The 15,920-nt window shown below is 69.6% G+C and carries 10 protein-coding genes; 7 read left to right on the top strand and 3 right to left on the bottom strand.

Features of this window, described 5'->3' with window-relative positions; genetic code table 11:
- Positions 1 to 87: 87 nt before the first annotated feature.
- Positions 88 to 324 carry a hypothetical protein gene (locus tag ACFWBW_RS07950; RefSeq protein ID WP_112449103.1) on the bottom strand — a complete coding sequence of 79 codons (237 nt, stop codon included), beginning with the start codon at positions 322 to 324 and terminating at the stop codon, positions 88 to 90.
- A 446-nt stretch (positions 325 to 770) separates the two neighbouring features.
- Here ACFWBW_RS07950 and ACFWBW_RS07945 point away from each other — a divergent pair, with 446 nt between their 5' ends.
- The 3 genes from ACFWBW_RS07945 (at position 771) to ACFWBW_RS07935 (ending at position 5,187) form a co-directional block, all read left to right on the top strand.
- Positions 771 to 2,891, top strand: a complete 2,121-nt coding sequence (locus tag ACFWBW_RS07945; protein ID WP_385369463.1) for a type IIA DNA topoisomerase subunit B — start codon at positions 771 to 773, stop codon at positions 2,889 to 2,891.
- A gap of 176 nt (positions 2,892 to 3,067) precedes the next feature.
- A complete protein-coding gene (locus ACFWBW_RS07940) occupies positions 3,068 to 3,598 on the top strand; it encodes a DUF485 domain-containing protein (protein WP_385369461.1) in 531 nt (176 codons plus the stop codon).
- Positions 3,595 to 5,187: a cation acetate symporter gene (locus ACFWBW_RS07935; RefSeq protein WP_385369459.1), complete on the top strand. Its 1,593-nt coding sequence runs from the start codon at positions 3,595 to 3,597 to the stop codon at positions 5,185 to 5,187. The genes ACFWBW_RS07940 and ACFWBW_RS07935 overlap by 4 nt, the downstream gene beginning before the upstream one ends.
- A gap of 38 nt (positions 5,188 to 5,225) precedes the next feature.
- On the opposite strand, the gene ACFWBW_RS07930 is transcribed toward ACFWBW_RS07935, so the two are convergent.
- Together ACFWBW_RS07930 and ACFWBW_RS07925 are read right to left on the bottom strand one after the other, a co-directional pair.
- The gene (locus ACFWBW_RS07930) at positions 5,226 to 5,933 is read right to left on the bottom strand and encodes a response regulator (protein WP_385369457.1); all 708 of its coding nucleotides are present in this window, start codon (positions 5,931 to 5,933) and stop codon (positions 5,226 to 5,228) included.
- Positions 5,930 to 7,561, bottom strand: a complete 1,632-nt coding sequence (locus ACFWBW_RS07925; protein WP_385369455.1) for an ATP-binding protein — start codon at positions 7,559 to 7,561, stop codon at positions 5,930 to 5,932. The genes ACFWBW_RS07930 and ACFWBW_RS07925 overlap by 4 nt, the downstream gene beginning before the upstream one ends.
- Before the next feature lie 215 nt (positions 7,562 to 7,776).
- Here ACFWBW_RS07925 and ACFWBW_RS07920 point away from each other — a divergent pair, with 215 nt between their 5' ends.
- From ACFWBW_RS07920 to ACFWBW_RS07905, 4 genes are all read left to right on the top strand, one after another.
- Positions 7,777 to 12,069, top strand: coding sequence for a discoidin domain-containing protein (locus ACFWBW_RS07920; RefSeq protein ID WP_385369453.1), 4,293 nt, complete (start codon positions 7,777 to 7,779; stop codon positions 12,067 to 12,069).
- 182 nt (positions 12,070 to 12,251) lie between these two features.
- Positions 12,252 to 13,271, top strand: coding sequence for a LacI family DNA-binding transcriptional regulator (locus ACFWBW_RS07915; protein ID WP_385369451.1), 1,020 nt, complete (start codon positions 12,252 to 12,254; stop codon positions 13,269 to 13,271).
- A 233-nt stretch (positions 13,272 to 13,504) separates the two neighbouring features.
- Positions 13,505 to 14,905, top strand: a complete 1,401-nt coding sequence (locus tag ACFWBW_RS07910) for an ABC transporter substrate-binding protein (protein ID WP_385369449.1) — start codon at positions 13,505 to 13,507, stop codon at positions 14,903 to 14,905.
- Positions 14,906 to 15,010: 105 nt separating this feature from the next.
- Positions 15,011 to 15,919: a carbohydrate ABC transporter permease gene (locus ACFWBW_RS07905; protein WP_385369447.1), complete on the top strand. Its 909-nt coding sequence runs from the start codon at positions 15,011 to 15,013 to the stop codon at positions 15,917 to 15,919.
- Position 15,920: the final 1 nt, after the last annotated feature.

Genomic DNA, 15,920 nt, shown 5'->3' with positions numbered 1-15,920 from the left:
CGGGCGGGGCCTCTGGGTCGCAGAGGCACCGCCCGTCGACCGGCTTCGCCGGTCCTAGCTCGTCGGATGCGAGGTGTAGGCCTTGTGTCAGCGGTCCTCGGGTTCGGCGGCACTGGCCGCCGGAGCGGACGTAAGCCGCTCGGTCTCATCCTGTATTTCCGCGGCGATCTTCTTGAGTTCCGGCTCGAACTTGCGCCCGTGGTGGGCGCAGAAGAGCAGTTCACCGCCGCTCAGCAGGACGACGCGCAGATATGCCTGGGCGCCGCAACGGTCGCATCGGTCAGCGGCCGTCAGCGGGGTCGCGGGTGTCAGAACAGTAGTCACGTCGCCTCTTCTCTAGCTCGACGAGCTGTCGTACCAGGGTCAACATCCAACCAGGCCGAAAACGTTCCCGCTCTCGGCTTTTCCTCGAAACTTCCTTCCGAAGCTGGCCGGCCGTTGCCGGTTGGCGGCGAAGGAACCGTATTGCGTTGCTTTACGGTTTCGCGGTGTCAGGTCGTTCGCTTGTCGCAGTTCTGTCCTCTCCGGCTGAGTGCCGGTTGTTGATGAGGACGTGCCCGAACACTAAATGGTTCATGCGCGGAAGGGAACGTGATGTTTGCTTCACCCTCCCGGGGGATCGAACACGCGTACGGATCTGCACTAGGCTGGTGAAGGGGCTGGGATGGCGTTGCATCGGCTCTACCAGGCCTCGGTACCCTTCCAACGGCAACCGAGCCACCACTGCGCCCGACCGGGCCAGAAAAGAAATTCAGCGAGGAGCGAACTGCGTGACCGCCGACACGTCCGTGCCTTCCAGCGCACTGCTGACCGGAGCAGACCGGGACGGCTCCAACTACACCGCGCGGCACCTGCTCGTCCTCGAAGGCCTCGAGGCCGTCCGCAAGCGCCCCGGCATGTATATCGGCTCCACCGACAGCCGGGGCCTCATGCACTGCCTCTGGGAGATCATCGACAATTCCGTCGATGAGGCCCTGGGCGGGTACTGCGACCACATCGAGGTGATCCTCCACGAGGACTCCTCCGTGGAGGTCCGCGACAACGGCCGCGGCATCCCCGTGGACATCGAGCCCAAGACCGGCCTCTCCGGCGTCGAGGTCGTCATGACCAAGCTGCACGCCGGCGGCAAGTTCGGCGGCGGGTCGTACGCGGCCTCCGGCGGCCTGCACGGCGTCGGCGCCTCCGTCGTCAACGCCCTCTCGGCGCGTCTGGACGTGGAGGTCGACCGGGGCAGCGCGACGCAGGCCATCAGCTTCCGCCGCGGTGTCCCCGGCATGTTCACCGAGCAGGGCCCCGACAGCCCCTTCGACCCCGCCAACGGCCTGCGCAAGGGCAAGCGGATCGCCAAGGGCAAGACGGGCACCCGGATCCGGTACTGGGCCGACCGGCAGATCTTCCTCAAGGACGCCAAGCTCACGCTGGACACGCTTTACCAGCGCGCGCGTCAGACGGCCTTCCTCGTGCCCGGCCTGACCATCGTGGTCCGCGACGAGCGGGCCCTGGAAGGGTCCGGCAAAACCGAGGAGACCTTCCGCTTCGACGGGGGCATCAGCGAGTTCTGCGAGTACCTCGCCCAGGACAAGGCGGCCTGCGACGTCCTGCGCCTGACCGGCACCGGCACCTTCAAGGAGACCGTCCCGGTCCTCGACGACCTCGGCCACATGACCCCCACCGAGGTCACCCGCGAGCTCGGCGTGGACATCGCGCTGCGCTGGGGCACGGGGTACGAGACGAACGTGAAGTCGTTCGTGAACATCATCGCCACCCCCAAGGGCGGCACCCACATCTCCGGCTTCGAGCGCTCGGTCACCAAGACCGTGAACGAGGTGCTGCGCTCCGCGAAGCTGCTGCGGGTCGCCGAGGACGACGTGGTCAAGGACGACGCGATGGAGGGCATGACGGCGGTCGTCACCGTCCGCCTCGCCGAGCCGCAGTTCGAGGGCCAGACCAAGGAGGTGCTCGGCACCTCGGCGGCCACCCGGATCGTCGCGGCCGTCGTCGCCAAGGAGCTCAAGGCCTTCCTGACCTCCACCAAGCGGGACGACAAGCAGCAGGCCCGCTCCGTGATGGAGAAGATCGTCGCGGCCGCCCGTACCAGGATCGCGGCCCGCCAGCACAAGGAGGCGCAGCGCCGCAAGACGGCGCTGGAGTCCTCCTCGCTGCCCGCCAAGCTGGCCGACTGCCGCAGTGACGACGTGGAGCGCAGCGAGCTGTTCATCGTCGAGGGGGACTCGGCGCTCGGTACGGCCAAGCTCGCCCGGAACTCCGAGTTCCAGGCGCTGCTGCCCATCCGGGGCAAGATCCTCAACGTCCAGAAGTCCTCGGTCTCGGACATGCTCAAGAACGCCGAGTGCGGGGCGATCATCCAGGTCATAGGAGCCGGCTCGGGCCGGACCTTCGACATCGACGCCGCCCGGTACGGGAAGATCGTCCTGCTCGTGGACGCCGATGTGGACGGCGCGCACATCCGCTGCCTGCTGCTCACGCTCTTCCAGCGCTACATGCGCCCGATGGTCGAGGCGGGCCGGGTCTTCGCGGCGGTGCCGCCGCTGCACCGGATCGAGCTCGTCCAGCCGAAGAAGGGCCAGGACAAGTACGTCTACACGTACTCGGACAACGAGCTGCGCCAGACCCTGCTGGAGTACCAGCGCAAGAACATCCGGTACAAGGACTCGATCCAGCGCTACAAGGGCCTCGGCGAGATGGATGCCGATCAGCTGGCGGAGACCACCATGGATCCCCGTTTCCGCACCCTGCGCCGGATCAACATCGGCGACCTGGACTCGGCCGAGTCGGTCTTCGACCTGCTCATGGGCAACGAGGTGGCTCCGCGCAAGGAGTTCATCACCAGCTCCGCCGCCACCCTGGACCGCTCGCGGATCGACGCCTGAGCGGACCCGGGGCCACCGGGGAACCCCCGGTGGCACTTCCGTGGCCCTGGCACACCGGTGCTCTTCACTCCATCACCTGATGGAGTGAAGAGCACCGGGACACCAGTCCGGAAACCGTCCCTCCCGCACATCCTTGTGGGCACGCGGCCACTGCGGCGGCGGACAAGGAGAGTTCGGTGGACAAGCACGAAGGTCGTGATGCCGGAACGATCCGGCTGGACGACCCCTGGTACGACGCGCTGGCCGTCGGTTGGGGCGAGGGCGACGGGTCCGGTGGAGCGCCGGGCGGCGGAGCGGAAACGTCACCCCTGAGCTCCGGTCCCGGCGGCGCGCCCGCGCGCGCAGCGTCCGACATCTACCTCGAAGTGCAGCGCAGCGCCGCCTTCCAGGAAGTGCGCGGCCGCTACCGGAGGTTCGTCGTCCCCGCGACCGTCGGCTTCTTCCTCTGGTATGTGGCCTACGTGATCGCCGCCACCACGGCGCCCGGCATGATGGCCCGGCCGGTGTTCGGGTCCGTCAACGTGGCCCTGCTCGCGGGCCTCGGCCAGTTCCTCAGCACCTTCCTGCTGACCTGGGCGTACGCCCGGCACGCCCGGCTGCGGCGCGACCGCGCGGCGCTGGACCTGCGCTGGACGGTCTTCGAGCAGGAGCAGGTCCGCCGGGCGGATGCCGGGGAGCGCACCCGTGCACGGGGGGCGGGCCGGTGACCACCGAGCACCAGACCCTGGCGCTGCTCCTGTTCAGCGTCTTCATCGCCGTCACCCTGGGCATCACCACCTGGGTGAGCCGCAACCGGCACGGTTCGGCGGAGGAGTTCTACGCGGGCGGGCGGCTGTTCTCGCCGATGGAGAACGGTTTCGCCATCGCGGGCGACTACATGTCCGCCGCCTCCTTCCTCGGCATCTCCGGCCTCATCGCCCTCTTCGGCTACGACGGCCTGCTGTACTCGGTGGGCTTCCTGGTCGCCTGGCTGGTCGTCCTGTTCCTCGTCGCCGAACTCGTCCGCAACTGCGGCCGGTTCACCCTCGCCGACGTGGTCGCCGCGCGGATGAGCGAGCGGCCGGTGCGGATCGCCGCCGGGACCTCGTCGGTGGTCGTCTCCGTGCTGTACCTCGTCGCACAGATGGTCGGCGCCGGCAGCCTCGTGGGCCTGCTGCTCGCCGATTCGGGCCGGACCGCACGGACGCTGACCGTCATCGGGGTCGGCGCCCTCATGGTGATCTACGTGTCCTTCGGCGGCATGCGGGCCACCACCTGGATCCAGATCGTCAAGGCCGTGCTGCTGATGGGCGGGGCGATCACCCTGACGGTGCTCGTGCTGCTGCGCTTCCACGGGAACTTCGACCAACTGCTCAGCAGCGCAGCCGAGCGCAGCGGGTACGGCGACCGGTTCCTGGGCCCCGGGCTCAAGTACGGCGGGGACTGGACGGCCCGCTTCGACTTCATGAGCCTCGGGCTCGCCCTGGTCCTGGGCACGGCCGGGCTGCCGCACATCCTGTCGCGCTTCTACACCGTGCCCACGGCGCGGGCGGCCCGCCGGTCGGTGGTGTGGGCGATCGGACTGATCGGCGGCTTCTACCTGATGACCATCGTGCTGGGCTTCGGTGCGGCGGCGCTGCTCGGGCCGGAGCAGGTCAGGGCCTCCAACGCCTCGGGGAACACGGCGGTTCCGCTGCTCGCGGCCTTCCTGGGCGGCGGGGCCGACTCGACCGGCGGCGCGGTGCTGTTCGCCTTCGTGGCGGCCATCGCCTTCGCGACCATCCTCGCGGTGGTCGCGGGGATCACCCTCGCCTCGTCGGCCTCCGTCGCGCACGACCTGTACGCCTCGCTCAAGCGCCGCCATGCCCGGCAGCGCAGCGAGGTGGCGGTGGCCAGGGTGGCGGCGGTCGGGATCGGGGCGGTGGCGATCGCGCTGGGTCTGCTCGCCCAGGACCTGAACGTGGCCTTCCTGGTGGGTCTGGCCTTCGCGGTGGCGGCCTCGGCGAACCTGCCGGTGCTCCTGTACTCGCTGTTCTGGCGCGGGTTCACCACGCGGGGCGCCGTCTGGTCGGTGTACGGGGGGCTGCTCCCGGCCGTGCTGCTGGTGGCCCTGTCCCCGGTGGTCTCGGGCAGCCCCGAATCCCTGTTCCCGGGTGTGGACTTCCAGTTCTTCCCGCTCCAGAACCCGGGCCTCGTGTCCATCCCGCTGGGCTTCCTGGCCGGCTGGCTGGGCACCGTGACCTCCGCCGAGGAACCCGACGAGCGGCGGCACGCCGAGACCGAGGTCCGCGCGCTGACCGGCGCGGGGGCGGTGTAGGCCGACGTGGCGGGGGAGCGGGACCGGCCGGCGCGCGGTCAGCCCGTGCTGGGAGGGCGCCAGGCGTAGCGGTGTTCCGGGCGGCCCGTCTCGCCGTAGCGCAGGGCGAGGGTGACGCGGCCGGTGCGGTCGAGGAGTTTGAGGTAGCGCTGGGCGGTCTGGCGGCTGATGCCCGCGCGGTCGGCGATCTGCTGGGTGGAGAGCGGGCCTTCGGCCGTGCGCAGGATCCCGCGGACCAGGTCCGCGGTGGTGGGTGAGTGCCCCTTGGGAAGGTCGCTCGGGGCGTCGGCGCCGGCCGCGGCGAGGGCGCCGAAGATCCGGTCCACCTCCGCCTGTTCGGCCTCGCCGCCCGTGTCCAGGGTGCGGCGCAGGACCCCGTAGGCCTCCAGGCGGGTGCGCAGACCCGCGAAGGTGAAGGGTTTGACCAGGTACTGGAGGGCGCCGAGGCGCATCGCGGCCTGGACGGTGGCGAGGTCTCGGGCGGCCGTCACCATGATGACGTCGGTGTGGTGGCCGCGCTCGCGCAGGCGGCGGACCAGGTCGAGGCCGTTCTCGTCGGGGAGGTAGTGGTCGAGGAGGATCAGGTCGACCGGGCGTGAGTCGAGGAGGGCCAGTGCCTCCGCCGCCGAATGGGCCTGGGCCGACACGCGGAAGCCGGGGACCTTGGCCACGTAGGCCGCGTTGATCCGGGCAACACGGATGTCGTCGTCCACGACCAGTACGTCGAACACGCCGGAATCGTTCATCGCAGGGCCTCCGGGAGCACGACGGAGAACTCCGCCCCTCCGTCCGCTGCCTCGCCGGCCCGGACCGTGCCGCCCTGCCGCTCGGCCAGGCGCCGCACCAGGGCGAGGCCGAGCCCGCGTCCGCGATGGGCGCCGGCCGGGGGCAGTTTGGTCGACCAGCCCTCGGTGAAGATCTCCTCGCGGCGCGCCACCGGGACGCCGGGGCCGCTGTCGCGGACCAGCAGGACCGCCGTGCGGCCGTCCGCCCGGATGTCGACCTCGACCAGCGGTGCGGGAGAGCCCACCGCGGCGTCCAGCGCGTTGTCGACGAGGTTGCCGAGGATGGTGACCAGACCTCCCGGGTCGACGAGGCGGTCGGGCAGCAGGGCGGAATCGGCCAGCCGCAGGGGGACCCCGCGCTCCGCGGCGACCGTGGCCTTGCCCATCAGCAGGGCGGCGAGCAGCGGGTCGTGCACCTTCTCGGTGACCTGTTCGGCGGTGCTGCGGTGTACGCCGACCACCTCCGTGACGAACTCCACGGCCTCCTCGTACAGGCCCAGTTCCAGCAGGCCCAGGAGCGTGTGGAGCCGGTTGGCGTGCTCGTGGTCCTGGGCGCGCAGGGCGTCGATCAGGCCCTTGGTGGAGTCGAGCTCGCGGCCCAGGTGCTCCAGCTCGGTGCGGTCGCGCAGGGTGGCCACGGCTCCGCCGTCCTCGGTGGGCATCCGGTTGGCGACCAGGACCCGGCCGCCCTGGACCGTGAGCAGGTCGAGGCCGGTGACCCGGCCGGCGAGGACGTCGGTGGTGCGGCCCGCGCCGAGCACCTCGTCCAGCGCGCGCCCCGCGACGGCGCCGGCGGCCTCGGGCGCGAGGCCCAGCAGCCGGGCCGCCTCGTCGTTGACCAGCCGGACCCGGCCGGTCCGGTCTAGGGCGATCACGCCTTCGCGGATGGAGTGCAGCATCGCCTCGCGTTCGGCGAGCAGGCCGGCGATATCGGAGAAGGCCAGGTCACGGGTCTGCCGGTGGATCCTGCGCGAGAGCAGGTAGGCGGCGAGGGCGCCCGCGGCCAGGGCGCCGCCCGCGTACGCGAGCAGGCCCGGGATGGCGCCCAGCAGGCGGCCCTGGACGCTGTCGTAGGCGATGCCGACCGAGACGGCGCCGACGATCTCGCCGTCGGCGGCGAGCAGGGGGACCTTGCCGCGCGCGGAGCGGCCCAGGGTGCCCTCGTCGATCTCCATGACCTCGCGGCCGGCCAGGACGTCGCCGGGGTCGGTGGAGACGTGCCGTCCGACGCGGTCGGGGCTCGGGTGCGAGCGGCGGATGCCGTCCAGGTCCAGGACCACCACGTACTCGGCGCCCGTGGCCGAGCGGATCCGCTCCGCCGAGGCCTGTACGGGGCTGTCCGGCGAGGGCGCCGAGCCGAGGAGGCCGGTGGCCAGGGAGGGGTCGGCGGCGGCGCTCTGGGCGATGGCCAGGGCGCGCCGCATGGCCTGGTCGTCGAGCTGCGCGCTCAGCGGGGCCAGGAAGAGGCCGGTGGCCAGGGCGAGGACCCCGGCGGCGATGGCCAGCTGGGTCAGCAGGATCTGTGAGGCGGCCCGTCTGGGCAGCCCGAGGCGCCGAGTGCTCGTGTGGAGGAACCGCAGGGACCGCATGAGTACGAACGGTAGGGCGGTTCGGGCGTAAGTGGAATTTCTCCCCCTCACGCAAATGGCTTGCGTTATTTGCGCCCAGCTTGCGCAAGCGATGACGGCATGAAAGTGCGGTCAGAGATGTAGACGACTCGCCAAAGCTCTGCAACTCTCGCACCGCACACTGCAAATTCCTATCTCCCATGGTTCAGAAAGTTCATGTCGAGGGACGAGGACATATGAGAAGGCACAACTGGAGATGGCGGACCCTGGCCGCCTTGATCAGCACGGCCCTGCTGATGCTGGGCTGGCCCGCTCTGACCGCCGTGGCCGCCGGTGGACCGAGCGTCTCGGCGGGCAGGCCCGCCACGGCGAGCAGCACCAACGGCGCCTACGCGGCCGGCAACGTCACCGACGGCAACCAGTCCTCGTACTGGGAGAGCGCCGGCAGCACCTTCCCGCAATGGGTGCAGACCGACCTCGGAGCCACCACCCGCGTCGACCAGGTGGTGCTCAAGCTCCCCGCCTCCTGGGAGAGCCGCAACCAGACCCTGTCCGTCCAGGGCAGCGCCGACGGCACCAGCTTCAGCACCCTGGTGAGCTCGGCGACGTACACCTTCGGCCAGGGCGCCGGAAACGTGGTCACCATCGGCTTCCCGGCCACCCAGGCCCGGTACGTGCGGATCGACATCACCGCCAACACCGGCTGGCAGGCCGCCCAGCTCTCCGAGCTGGAGGTCCGCGCCCCCGGTGCCTCCGGGACCAACCTGGCCCTCGGCAAGACGTTCACCGCGAGCAGCAACACCCAGGTCTACGTGCCGGGCAACGCCGGCGACGGCAACGCCGCCAGCTACTGGGAGAGCGTCAACAACGCCATGCCCCAGTGGCTCCAGGCCGACCTGGGCTCCTCGGTCCGCGTGGACCGCGTGGTCCTCAAGCTGCCCGAGAACTGGGGCGCCCGTACGCAGACCCTCAAGATCCAGGGCAGCGCCAACGGCACGGAGTACACCGACCTGACGGCGTCCAAGGGGTACGACTTCAGCCCCGCCGGCGGCAACACGGTGAGCGTCACCTTCGACGCCACCACCACCCGCTACGTACGGGTGTGGATAGCGTCCAACTCCGTACAGCCCGGCGGGCAGCTCTCCGAGCTGGAGATCTACGGCCCGACGACCGGAGACACCCAGGCCCCGACGGCCCCGGCGGCGCTCGCCTACACCGAGCCCGCGACGGGCCAGATCAAGCTCACCTGGAACGCCGCCACCGACAACACGGGCGTCACCGGGTACGACGTCTACGCCAACAACCAGCTGCGCACCAGCGTCGCGGGCAACGTCACCACCTACACCGACACCCAGCCCGCCTCCGCGAGCGTGACGTACCACGTCCGGGCGAAGGACGCGGCCGGCAACCAGTCGGCGAACAGCAACACCGTCACCCGCGCCGGCGAAACCGGCGACACCCAGGCCCCGACCGCCCCGGGGGCCCTGGCCTTCACCGAGCCGGCCTCCGGCCAGATCAGGCTGGCCTGGCAGGCCTCCACCGACAACACCGGTGTCACGGGCTACGAGGTCTTCGCCAACAACGTGCTGCTCACCACGGTCGCGGGCAACGTCACCACCTACACGGACACCCAGCCGGCCACCGCCACCGTGAGCTACTTCGTCCGGGCCAAGGACGCCGCGGGCAACCGCTCCGGCGACAGCAACTCCGTGACCCGCAACGGCAGCGGAGGCACGGGCGGTTCCAACCTGGCCGTCGGCAAGCCCATCGAGGGCTCCTCCGTGATCCACACCTTCGTCGCGGAGAACGCCAACGACAACAGCACCTCCACCTACTGGGAGGGTGCGGGCGGCGCCTACCCGAGCACGCTGACCGTGAAGCTCGGCTCCAACGCCGATGTCGACCGGCTGGTCCTGGGGCTCAACCCGGACAGCAGCTGGGGCACCCGCACCCAGAACATCCAGGTCCTCGGCCGCGAGCAGGGCGCCTCGGGCGTCACCGGCCTGGTGGCCGCCAAGGACTACGTCTTCAACCCGGCCTCCGGCTCCAACACCGTCACCATCCCGATGAACGCCCGGATCGCGGACGTGCAGCTGCGCTTCACCTCCAACACCGGATCCTCCAACGGCCAGATCGCGGAGTTCCAGGTCATCGGCGTCGCGGCGCCCAACCCGGACCTCCAGGTCACTGCGGTCGGCGCAAGTCCGGCCGCCCCGGTCGAGTCGGACCCCGTCACCCTGTCCGCCACCGTCAAGAACAGCGGCCCGGCCCCGGCGGCGGCGACCTCCGTCTCCTTCCAGCTCGGCGGCTCGAAGATCGCCTCCGCCAACGTGCCCGCGCTGGCCGCCGGCGCCACGGCCACCGTCACGGCCGGCATCGGCCCGCGGGACGCGGGCAGCTACCCGCTGAGCGCGATCGTCGACGAGGCGAACACGGTCATCGAGCAGAACGAGACGAACAACAGCCTCACCGGCTCCCCGCTGGTGGTCCGCCCGGTCGACAGCTCGGACCTGGTGGCCTCGTCCGTCGGGTGGTCGCCGAGCGCACCCTCCGCCGGCCAGTCCGTGGACTTCTCCGTCACGGTCAAGAACCAGGGCACCGTGGCCGCCGCCGCGGGCACCCACAACGTCACCCTCACCCTGCACGACGCGGGCGGCGCCACCCTCCGTACCCTGACGGGATCCTTCAGCGGCGCGCTCGCGGCCGGTGCCTCCTCGCCACCGATCGCGCTCGGCAACTGGACGGCGGCCAACGGCAAGTACACCGTCAAGGTGGTCCTCGCCGACGACGCCAACGAACTGCCGGTCAAGCGCGCCAACAACACCTCCACCAAGCCCTTCTTCGTGGGCCGCGGGGCGAACATGCCCTACGACACCTACGAGGCGGAGGACGGCGTGGTCGGGGGTGGCGCGGGCGTCGTCGGCCCCAACCGGACCGTCGGTGACATCGCCGGCGAGGCCTCGGGCCGCAAGGCCGTCAACCTGGACGCGACGGGCGAGTACGTCGAGTTCACCACCCGGGCCCCGACCAACACCCTGGTCACCCGCTTCTCCATCCCGGACGCCCCGGGCGGCGGCGGCATCGACTCCACCATCAACGTCTACGTCAACGGCGTCCTCAAGAAGGCCCTGCCGCTGACCTCGAAGTACGCCTGGCTCTACGGGGCCGAGGCCGGCCCGGGCAACGCGCCGAGCGCCGGAGCCCCGCGGCACATCTACGACGAGGCCAACATCCTCCTCGGCGAGACCGTCCCGCAGGGCAGCAAGATCCGCCTCCAGAAGGACGCGGCGAACACCACCACCTACGCGATCGACTTCGTGAGCCTGGAACAGGCCACGGTGATCCCCAACCCCGACCCGGCCACCTACACGGTGCCCGCCGGCTTCACCCACCAGGACGTGCAGAACGCCCTGGACAAGGTCCGCATGGACACCACGGGCAAGCTCGTGGGCGTCTACCTGCCGCCGGGCGACTACGCCACGGCCAGCAAGTTCCAGGTGTACGGCAAGGCCGTGCAGGTCGTCGGAGCCGGACCGTGGTTCACCCGCTTCCACGCCCCGTCCTCGCAGGACAACACCGACAACGGCTGGCGCGCGGAGGGCACCGCGAAGGGCTCGTCCTTCACGGGCTTCGCCTACTTCGGCAACTACACCTCGCGCATCGACGGTCCGGGCAAGGTCTTCGACTTCTCCAACGTGACCGACATGACCATCGACAACATCTGGAACGAACACCAGGTGTGCCTCTACTGGGGCGCCAACACCGACCGGATCACGATCAAGAACTCGCGGATCCGCGACACCTTCGCCGACGGCATCAACATGACCAACGGCAGCACGGACAACCTCGTGACCAACATCGAGGCGCGTTCCACGGGTGACGACAGCTTCGCGCTGTTCTCCGCCATCGACGCGGGCGGCGCGGACATGAAGAACAACGTCTACGAGAACCTGAGCGCGATCCTCACCTGGCGCGCGGCCGGTGTCGCCGTCTACGGCGGCTTCAACAACACCTTCCGCAACATCTACATCGCCGACATCCTCGTCTACTCGGGCATCACCATCAGCTCGCTGGACTTCGGGTATCCGATGAACGGATTCGGGACCGACCCGACGCTCTTCGAGAACATCTCGATCGTCCGGGCCGGAGGCCATTTCTGGGGGGCGCAGACCTTCCCCGGAATCTGGATCTTCTCCGCGTCCAAGGTGTTCCAGGGAATCCGCATCAACAACGTGGACATCGTCGATCCGACGTACAGCGGAATCATGTTCCAGACGCAGTACATCGGGGGCCAGCCGGTCAATCCGATCAAGGACACCATTCTGCGCGACATCACCATCACGGGGGCGAAGAAGAGCGGTGACGCCTTCGACGCCAAGTCCGGCTTCGGTCTCTGGGCCAACGAGATGCCCGAGGCGGGACAGGGACCGACGGTCGGTGAGGTCACGTTCCACAACCTGCGGATGAGCGACAACGCCGTGGACGTGCGGAACACGACCTCGACGTTCAGGATCAACCAGCTGCCGTAGCGGACGGCGTACAGCAGGGCACGAGGGCGGCGGGGCATCCCTTCGGGGTGCCCCGCCGCTCGCCGCGCCGGGGCCCCGTGGGACCGGTGGGGCGCGGGGGGTTCCGCGCCGGTTTCCGATGGGCCAAACTGGCCGTAATCGAACTGCAAGGAACTTGCATTGTTTGCGCTACTCTTGCGCTCATGACGCGACGACTTGCTCAAGTGGCGAAGAAGGTGGGGGTCAGCGAGGCAACGGTCAGCCGGGTGCTCAACGGCAAGCCGGGCGTCTCGGAGACAACCCGCCAGTCCGTGCTCACCGCCCTGGACGTCCTCGGCTACGAGCGCCCCACCCAGCTGCGCGGCGAACGGGCCCGGCTGGTCGGCCTGGTCCTGCCGGAACTCCAGAACCCGATCTTCCCGGCCTTCGCCGAGGTGATCGGCGGCGCGCTGGCGCAGCAGGGGCTGACCCCCGTGCTCTGCACGCAGACGACCGGCGGGGTCTCCGAGGCCGACTACGTCGAGCTCCTGCTCCAGCAGCAGGTGTCCGGCGTCGTCTTCGCCGGCGGGCTCTTCGCGCAGGCCGACGCCCCGCACGAGCACTACCGGCTGCTCCACGACCGGAAGGTCCCGGTGGTGCTCATCAACGCCTCCATAGAGGACCTCGGCTTCCCGTGCGTCTCCTGCGACGACGCCGTCGCGGTCGAGCAGGCCTGGCGCCACTTGGCCTCCCTCGGCCACGAGCGCATCGGCCTGGTGCTGGGCCCGCCCGACCACATCCCCTCCCTGCGCAAGCTGGTGGCCGCCCAGGCGGTCGCCGCGGCGGCCGGCACCGAGCTGCCCGCCGCGCACGTGGAGCGGGCGCTGTTCTCCCTGGAGGGCGGCCATGCGGCCACGTCGAGGCTGCTGGACCGCGGGGTGACCGGCATCATCTGCGCGAGTGACCCGCTGGCCCTGGGGGCCATCCGGGCGGCCCGCCGGCGCGGGCTGGACGTGCCCCGGGAGGTCTCCGTCGTCGGGTACGACGACTCGGCCTTCATGAACTGCACCGAGCCCCCGCTGACCACCGTCCGGCAGCCCATCGAGGCCATGGGGAGGGCTGCCGTGGAGCTGCTCACGGCCCAGATCCAGGGGGCCGCCGTACAGCCCGGCGAGCTGTTGTTCGAGCCCGAGCTCGTGGTGCGGGGCTCCACCGCGCAGGTGCCGCGCCCCCGTCCGGCGTAACGCCCCGCCGGGCTCAACCGAGTTCACCCCCGGCCACAGGGCCCCGAAACGTCCCGCTGACGTTTCGGGGCCCTGTTTTGCGTTCTCGGACGGAGCTGTCCAGCGCTCTGTTGCCAATCTCTTGCGAAATCTGCGCGAGATATTGCGTTCATCTGTAGGTGGTGGTTGAGTGTGCCGCGCTCGCCTCCTTACACGCCCCACGCCTCCTGCTCGATGCTCGAAGGGGACCACCGATGAGAACCAACATCCGCCGCACCACCGCGACCGCCCTCGTCTCGGCGCTCGCCGTCACCGCCCTGGCGGCATGCGGCACGAGCAGCAGCGGGGACGACCCCAAGAGCCAGCCGTCCGGCGGTTCCACGGACGCCTCCGCGCCGCTCGACCCGAAGACCAAGGTCACCATCTCCATCGACTGCATGCCGCCGGCGGCCAAGGCCCCCGAGCTCAAGCAGTGGAAGGAGGACGTGGCGGAGTTCAACAAGACCTACCCGAACGTCACGATCGACGGCCGCTCCACCCCCGGCCAGTGCCTGGAGCCCCCGCGGTTCACGGCGATGCTCAAGGCCAAGTCGCAGCCGGACGTCTTCTACGCCTACTTCACCGATCTCAAGCAGGTCCTGGACAACGACGGCGCCGAGGACATCTCGGCCTACGTCAACGCCCAGTCGGTGCCGGCCTTCGGCGACATTGACAAGAACGTCGTCAACACCCTCAAGCAGGACGGCAAGCTCTACGGGCTGCCCACCAGCAACTACACGATGGGCCTGCTGATCAACCGCAAGCTCTTCACTCAGGCGGGCCTCAACCCCGACCAGCCCCCGCGCACCTGGGAAGAGGTCCGCGCGGCCGCCAAGAAGATCGCGGCGCTCGGCAACGGCACCGCCGGCTACGGCGAGTACAGCGTCGAGAACACCGGCGGCTGGCACTTCACGGCCGCCATGTACGGCCTGGGCGGCGACGTCGTCGGAGCCGACGGCAAGGCGGCCTTCAACAACGCGACCGGCAAGCAGGTCGCGGACAACCTCAAGGCCATGCGCTGGGAAGACGACAGCATGGGCAAGACCCAGCTGCTCAAGTGGGGTGACCTGCAGAAGCAGATGGCCTCGGACAAGCTCGGCATGTTCCTCGCCGCGCCCGACGACATCTCGTACATGGTCCAGCAGCTCTCCGGCAAGTACGAGAACTTCGGCATGGGTCCCATCCCCGGCGGCGCCGCGACGCTGGCCGGCGGCAACGGCTACATGATCAAGAAGGGCAGCTCGCCCGACAAGGTCAAGGCCGCCATCGCCTGGCTGAACTTCAAGACGCTGGCGGTCGGCAAGGGGCAGTTCCAGTACGACCGTTCCAAGACCGACGGCCTGCCGGTCGGGCTTCCGCAGCCCGCCTTCTTCACCGGCGCCAGCAAGGCCAAGGACGACGAACTGAAGGCCGCCAGCGCCACCATGCCGGTCGCCAACTTCAAGTCCTTCCTGGACAACCCGGTGGCCGGCAAGGCCGAGCCGCCGAAGGCCCAGGAGGTCTACAAGGTCCTCGACAAGGTGATGTCGGGGGTCCTGACCAACAAGGACGCCGACACGGCGCAGCTCCTCGCGGAGGCCGAGAAGGCCGTCAACCAGGTGCTGGCCAACCAGTAGCGGTCCCAGGGCGAGGTCCGGGCTGCCTCCCCGGCCCGGACCCGCCCGCAGGCCCCGTACCCCGCAAAAAATCGACGGCGACGACCCACCAAGGAGCGAGCGGCGATGTCGGCTCCCACCCTGCCCGGTACCTCTCGCGAGGAGTTCCTCCGGGCGTTCAAGCGGAACCTCTCGGCCCACGGCTTTCTGATCGGCGCCGTCCTCTGCTTCTCCTTCTTCTCCTGGTACCCGATGGTCCGGGAGTTCCTGCTGGCCTTCCAGAAGACCGAGGGCGGAGCCGTCCACTGGGTCGGCTGGGACAATTTCCGCTACGTCTTCAACGACCCGGCGTTCTGGCAGGCCTGGCGCAACACCCTGCTCTTCAGCGGGCTCGCTCTGGTCCTCGGCTTCGCCGTCCCGTTCGTGGTCTCGATCGTGCTCAACGAATTCCGGCACGCGCAGGGGTACTTGCGCCTGCTCGTGTACCTCCCGGTGATGATGCCGCCGGTGGCCTCGGTCCTGCTCTTCAAGTACTTCTACGACCCCGGGTACGGGGTCTTCAACAGAATTCTGGAATTCCTGCACCTGCCGGCGCAAGACTGGCTGCAATCCACCGATACCGCGATGGTCTCCGTGGTCATCGCTTCCACGTGGATGAACATGGGCGGCGCGACCCTGATCTATCTGGCGGCCCTCCAGGGAATCCCCGGAGAGCTCTACGAGGCGGCGGAGCTCGACGGGGCCGGGGTGCTGCGCAAGATCTGGCACGTCACGATCCCGCAGACCAAGCTCATCCTCTCGCTGATGCTGCTCATGCAGGTCATCGCGACGATGCAGGTGTTCGTCGAACCGTTCATGCTCACCGGCGGCGCCGGACCCGAAGGATCGACCACCACCGTCGTCGTCCTCATCTACCAGTACGCCTTCAGTTTCAACCAGTACGGCGGCGCCGCGGCCCTGGGCCTGTGCCTGCTCGTCCTGCTCGCCGGCTTCTCCGCCGTGTACGTCCGGCTGAGCCGCGACAACGAGAACTGAC

Origin of the sequence: Streptomyces sp. NPDC059957, from assembly GCF_042730015.1 — a bacterium.
Classification (GTDB): Bacteria; Actinomycetota; Actinomycetes; order Streptomycetales; family Streptomycetaceae; genus Streptomyces.
The sequence above is the reverse complement of the archived record's forward strand: the minus strand, read 5'-3'. Positions and strand labels throughout refer to the sequence as shown.

Coding starts and splice junctions, on each gene's coding strand:
- ACFWBW_RS07925 (WP_385369455.1), bottom strand. CDS start 7,561: ATGCGGTCCCTGCGGTTCCTCCACACGAGCACTCGGCGCCTCGGGCTG.
- ACFWBW_RS07930 (WP_385369457.1), bottom strand. CDS start 5,933: ATGAACGATTCCGGCGTGTTCGACGTACTGGTCGTGGACGACGACATC.
- ACFWBW_RS07920 (WP_385369453.1), top strand. CDS start 7,777: ATGAGAAGGCACAACTGGAGATGGCGGACCCTGGCCGCCTTGATCAGC.
- ACFWBW_RS07910 (WP_385369449.1), top strand. CDS start 13,505: ATGAGAACCAACATCCGCCGCACCACCGCGACCGCCCTCGTCTCGGCG.
- ACFWBW_RS07905 (WP_385369447.1), top strand. CDS start 15,011: ATGTCGGCTCCCACCCTGCCCGGTACCTCTCGCGAGGAGTTCCTCCGG.
- ACFWBW_RS07915 (WP_385369451.1), top strand. CDS start 12,252: ATGACGCGACGACTTGCTCAAGTGGCGAAGAAGGTGGGGGTCAGCGAG.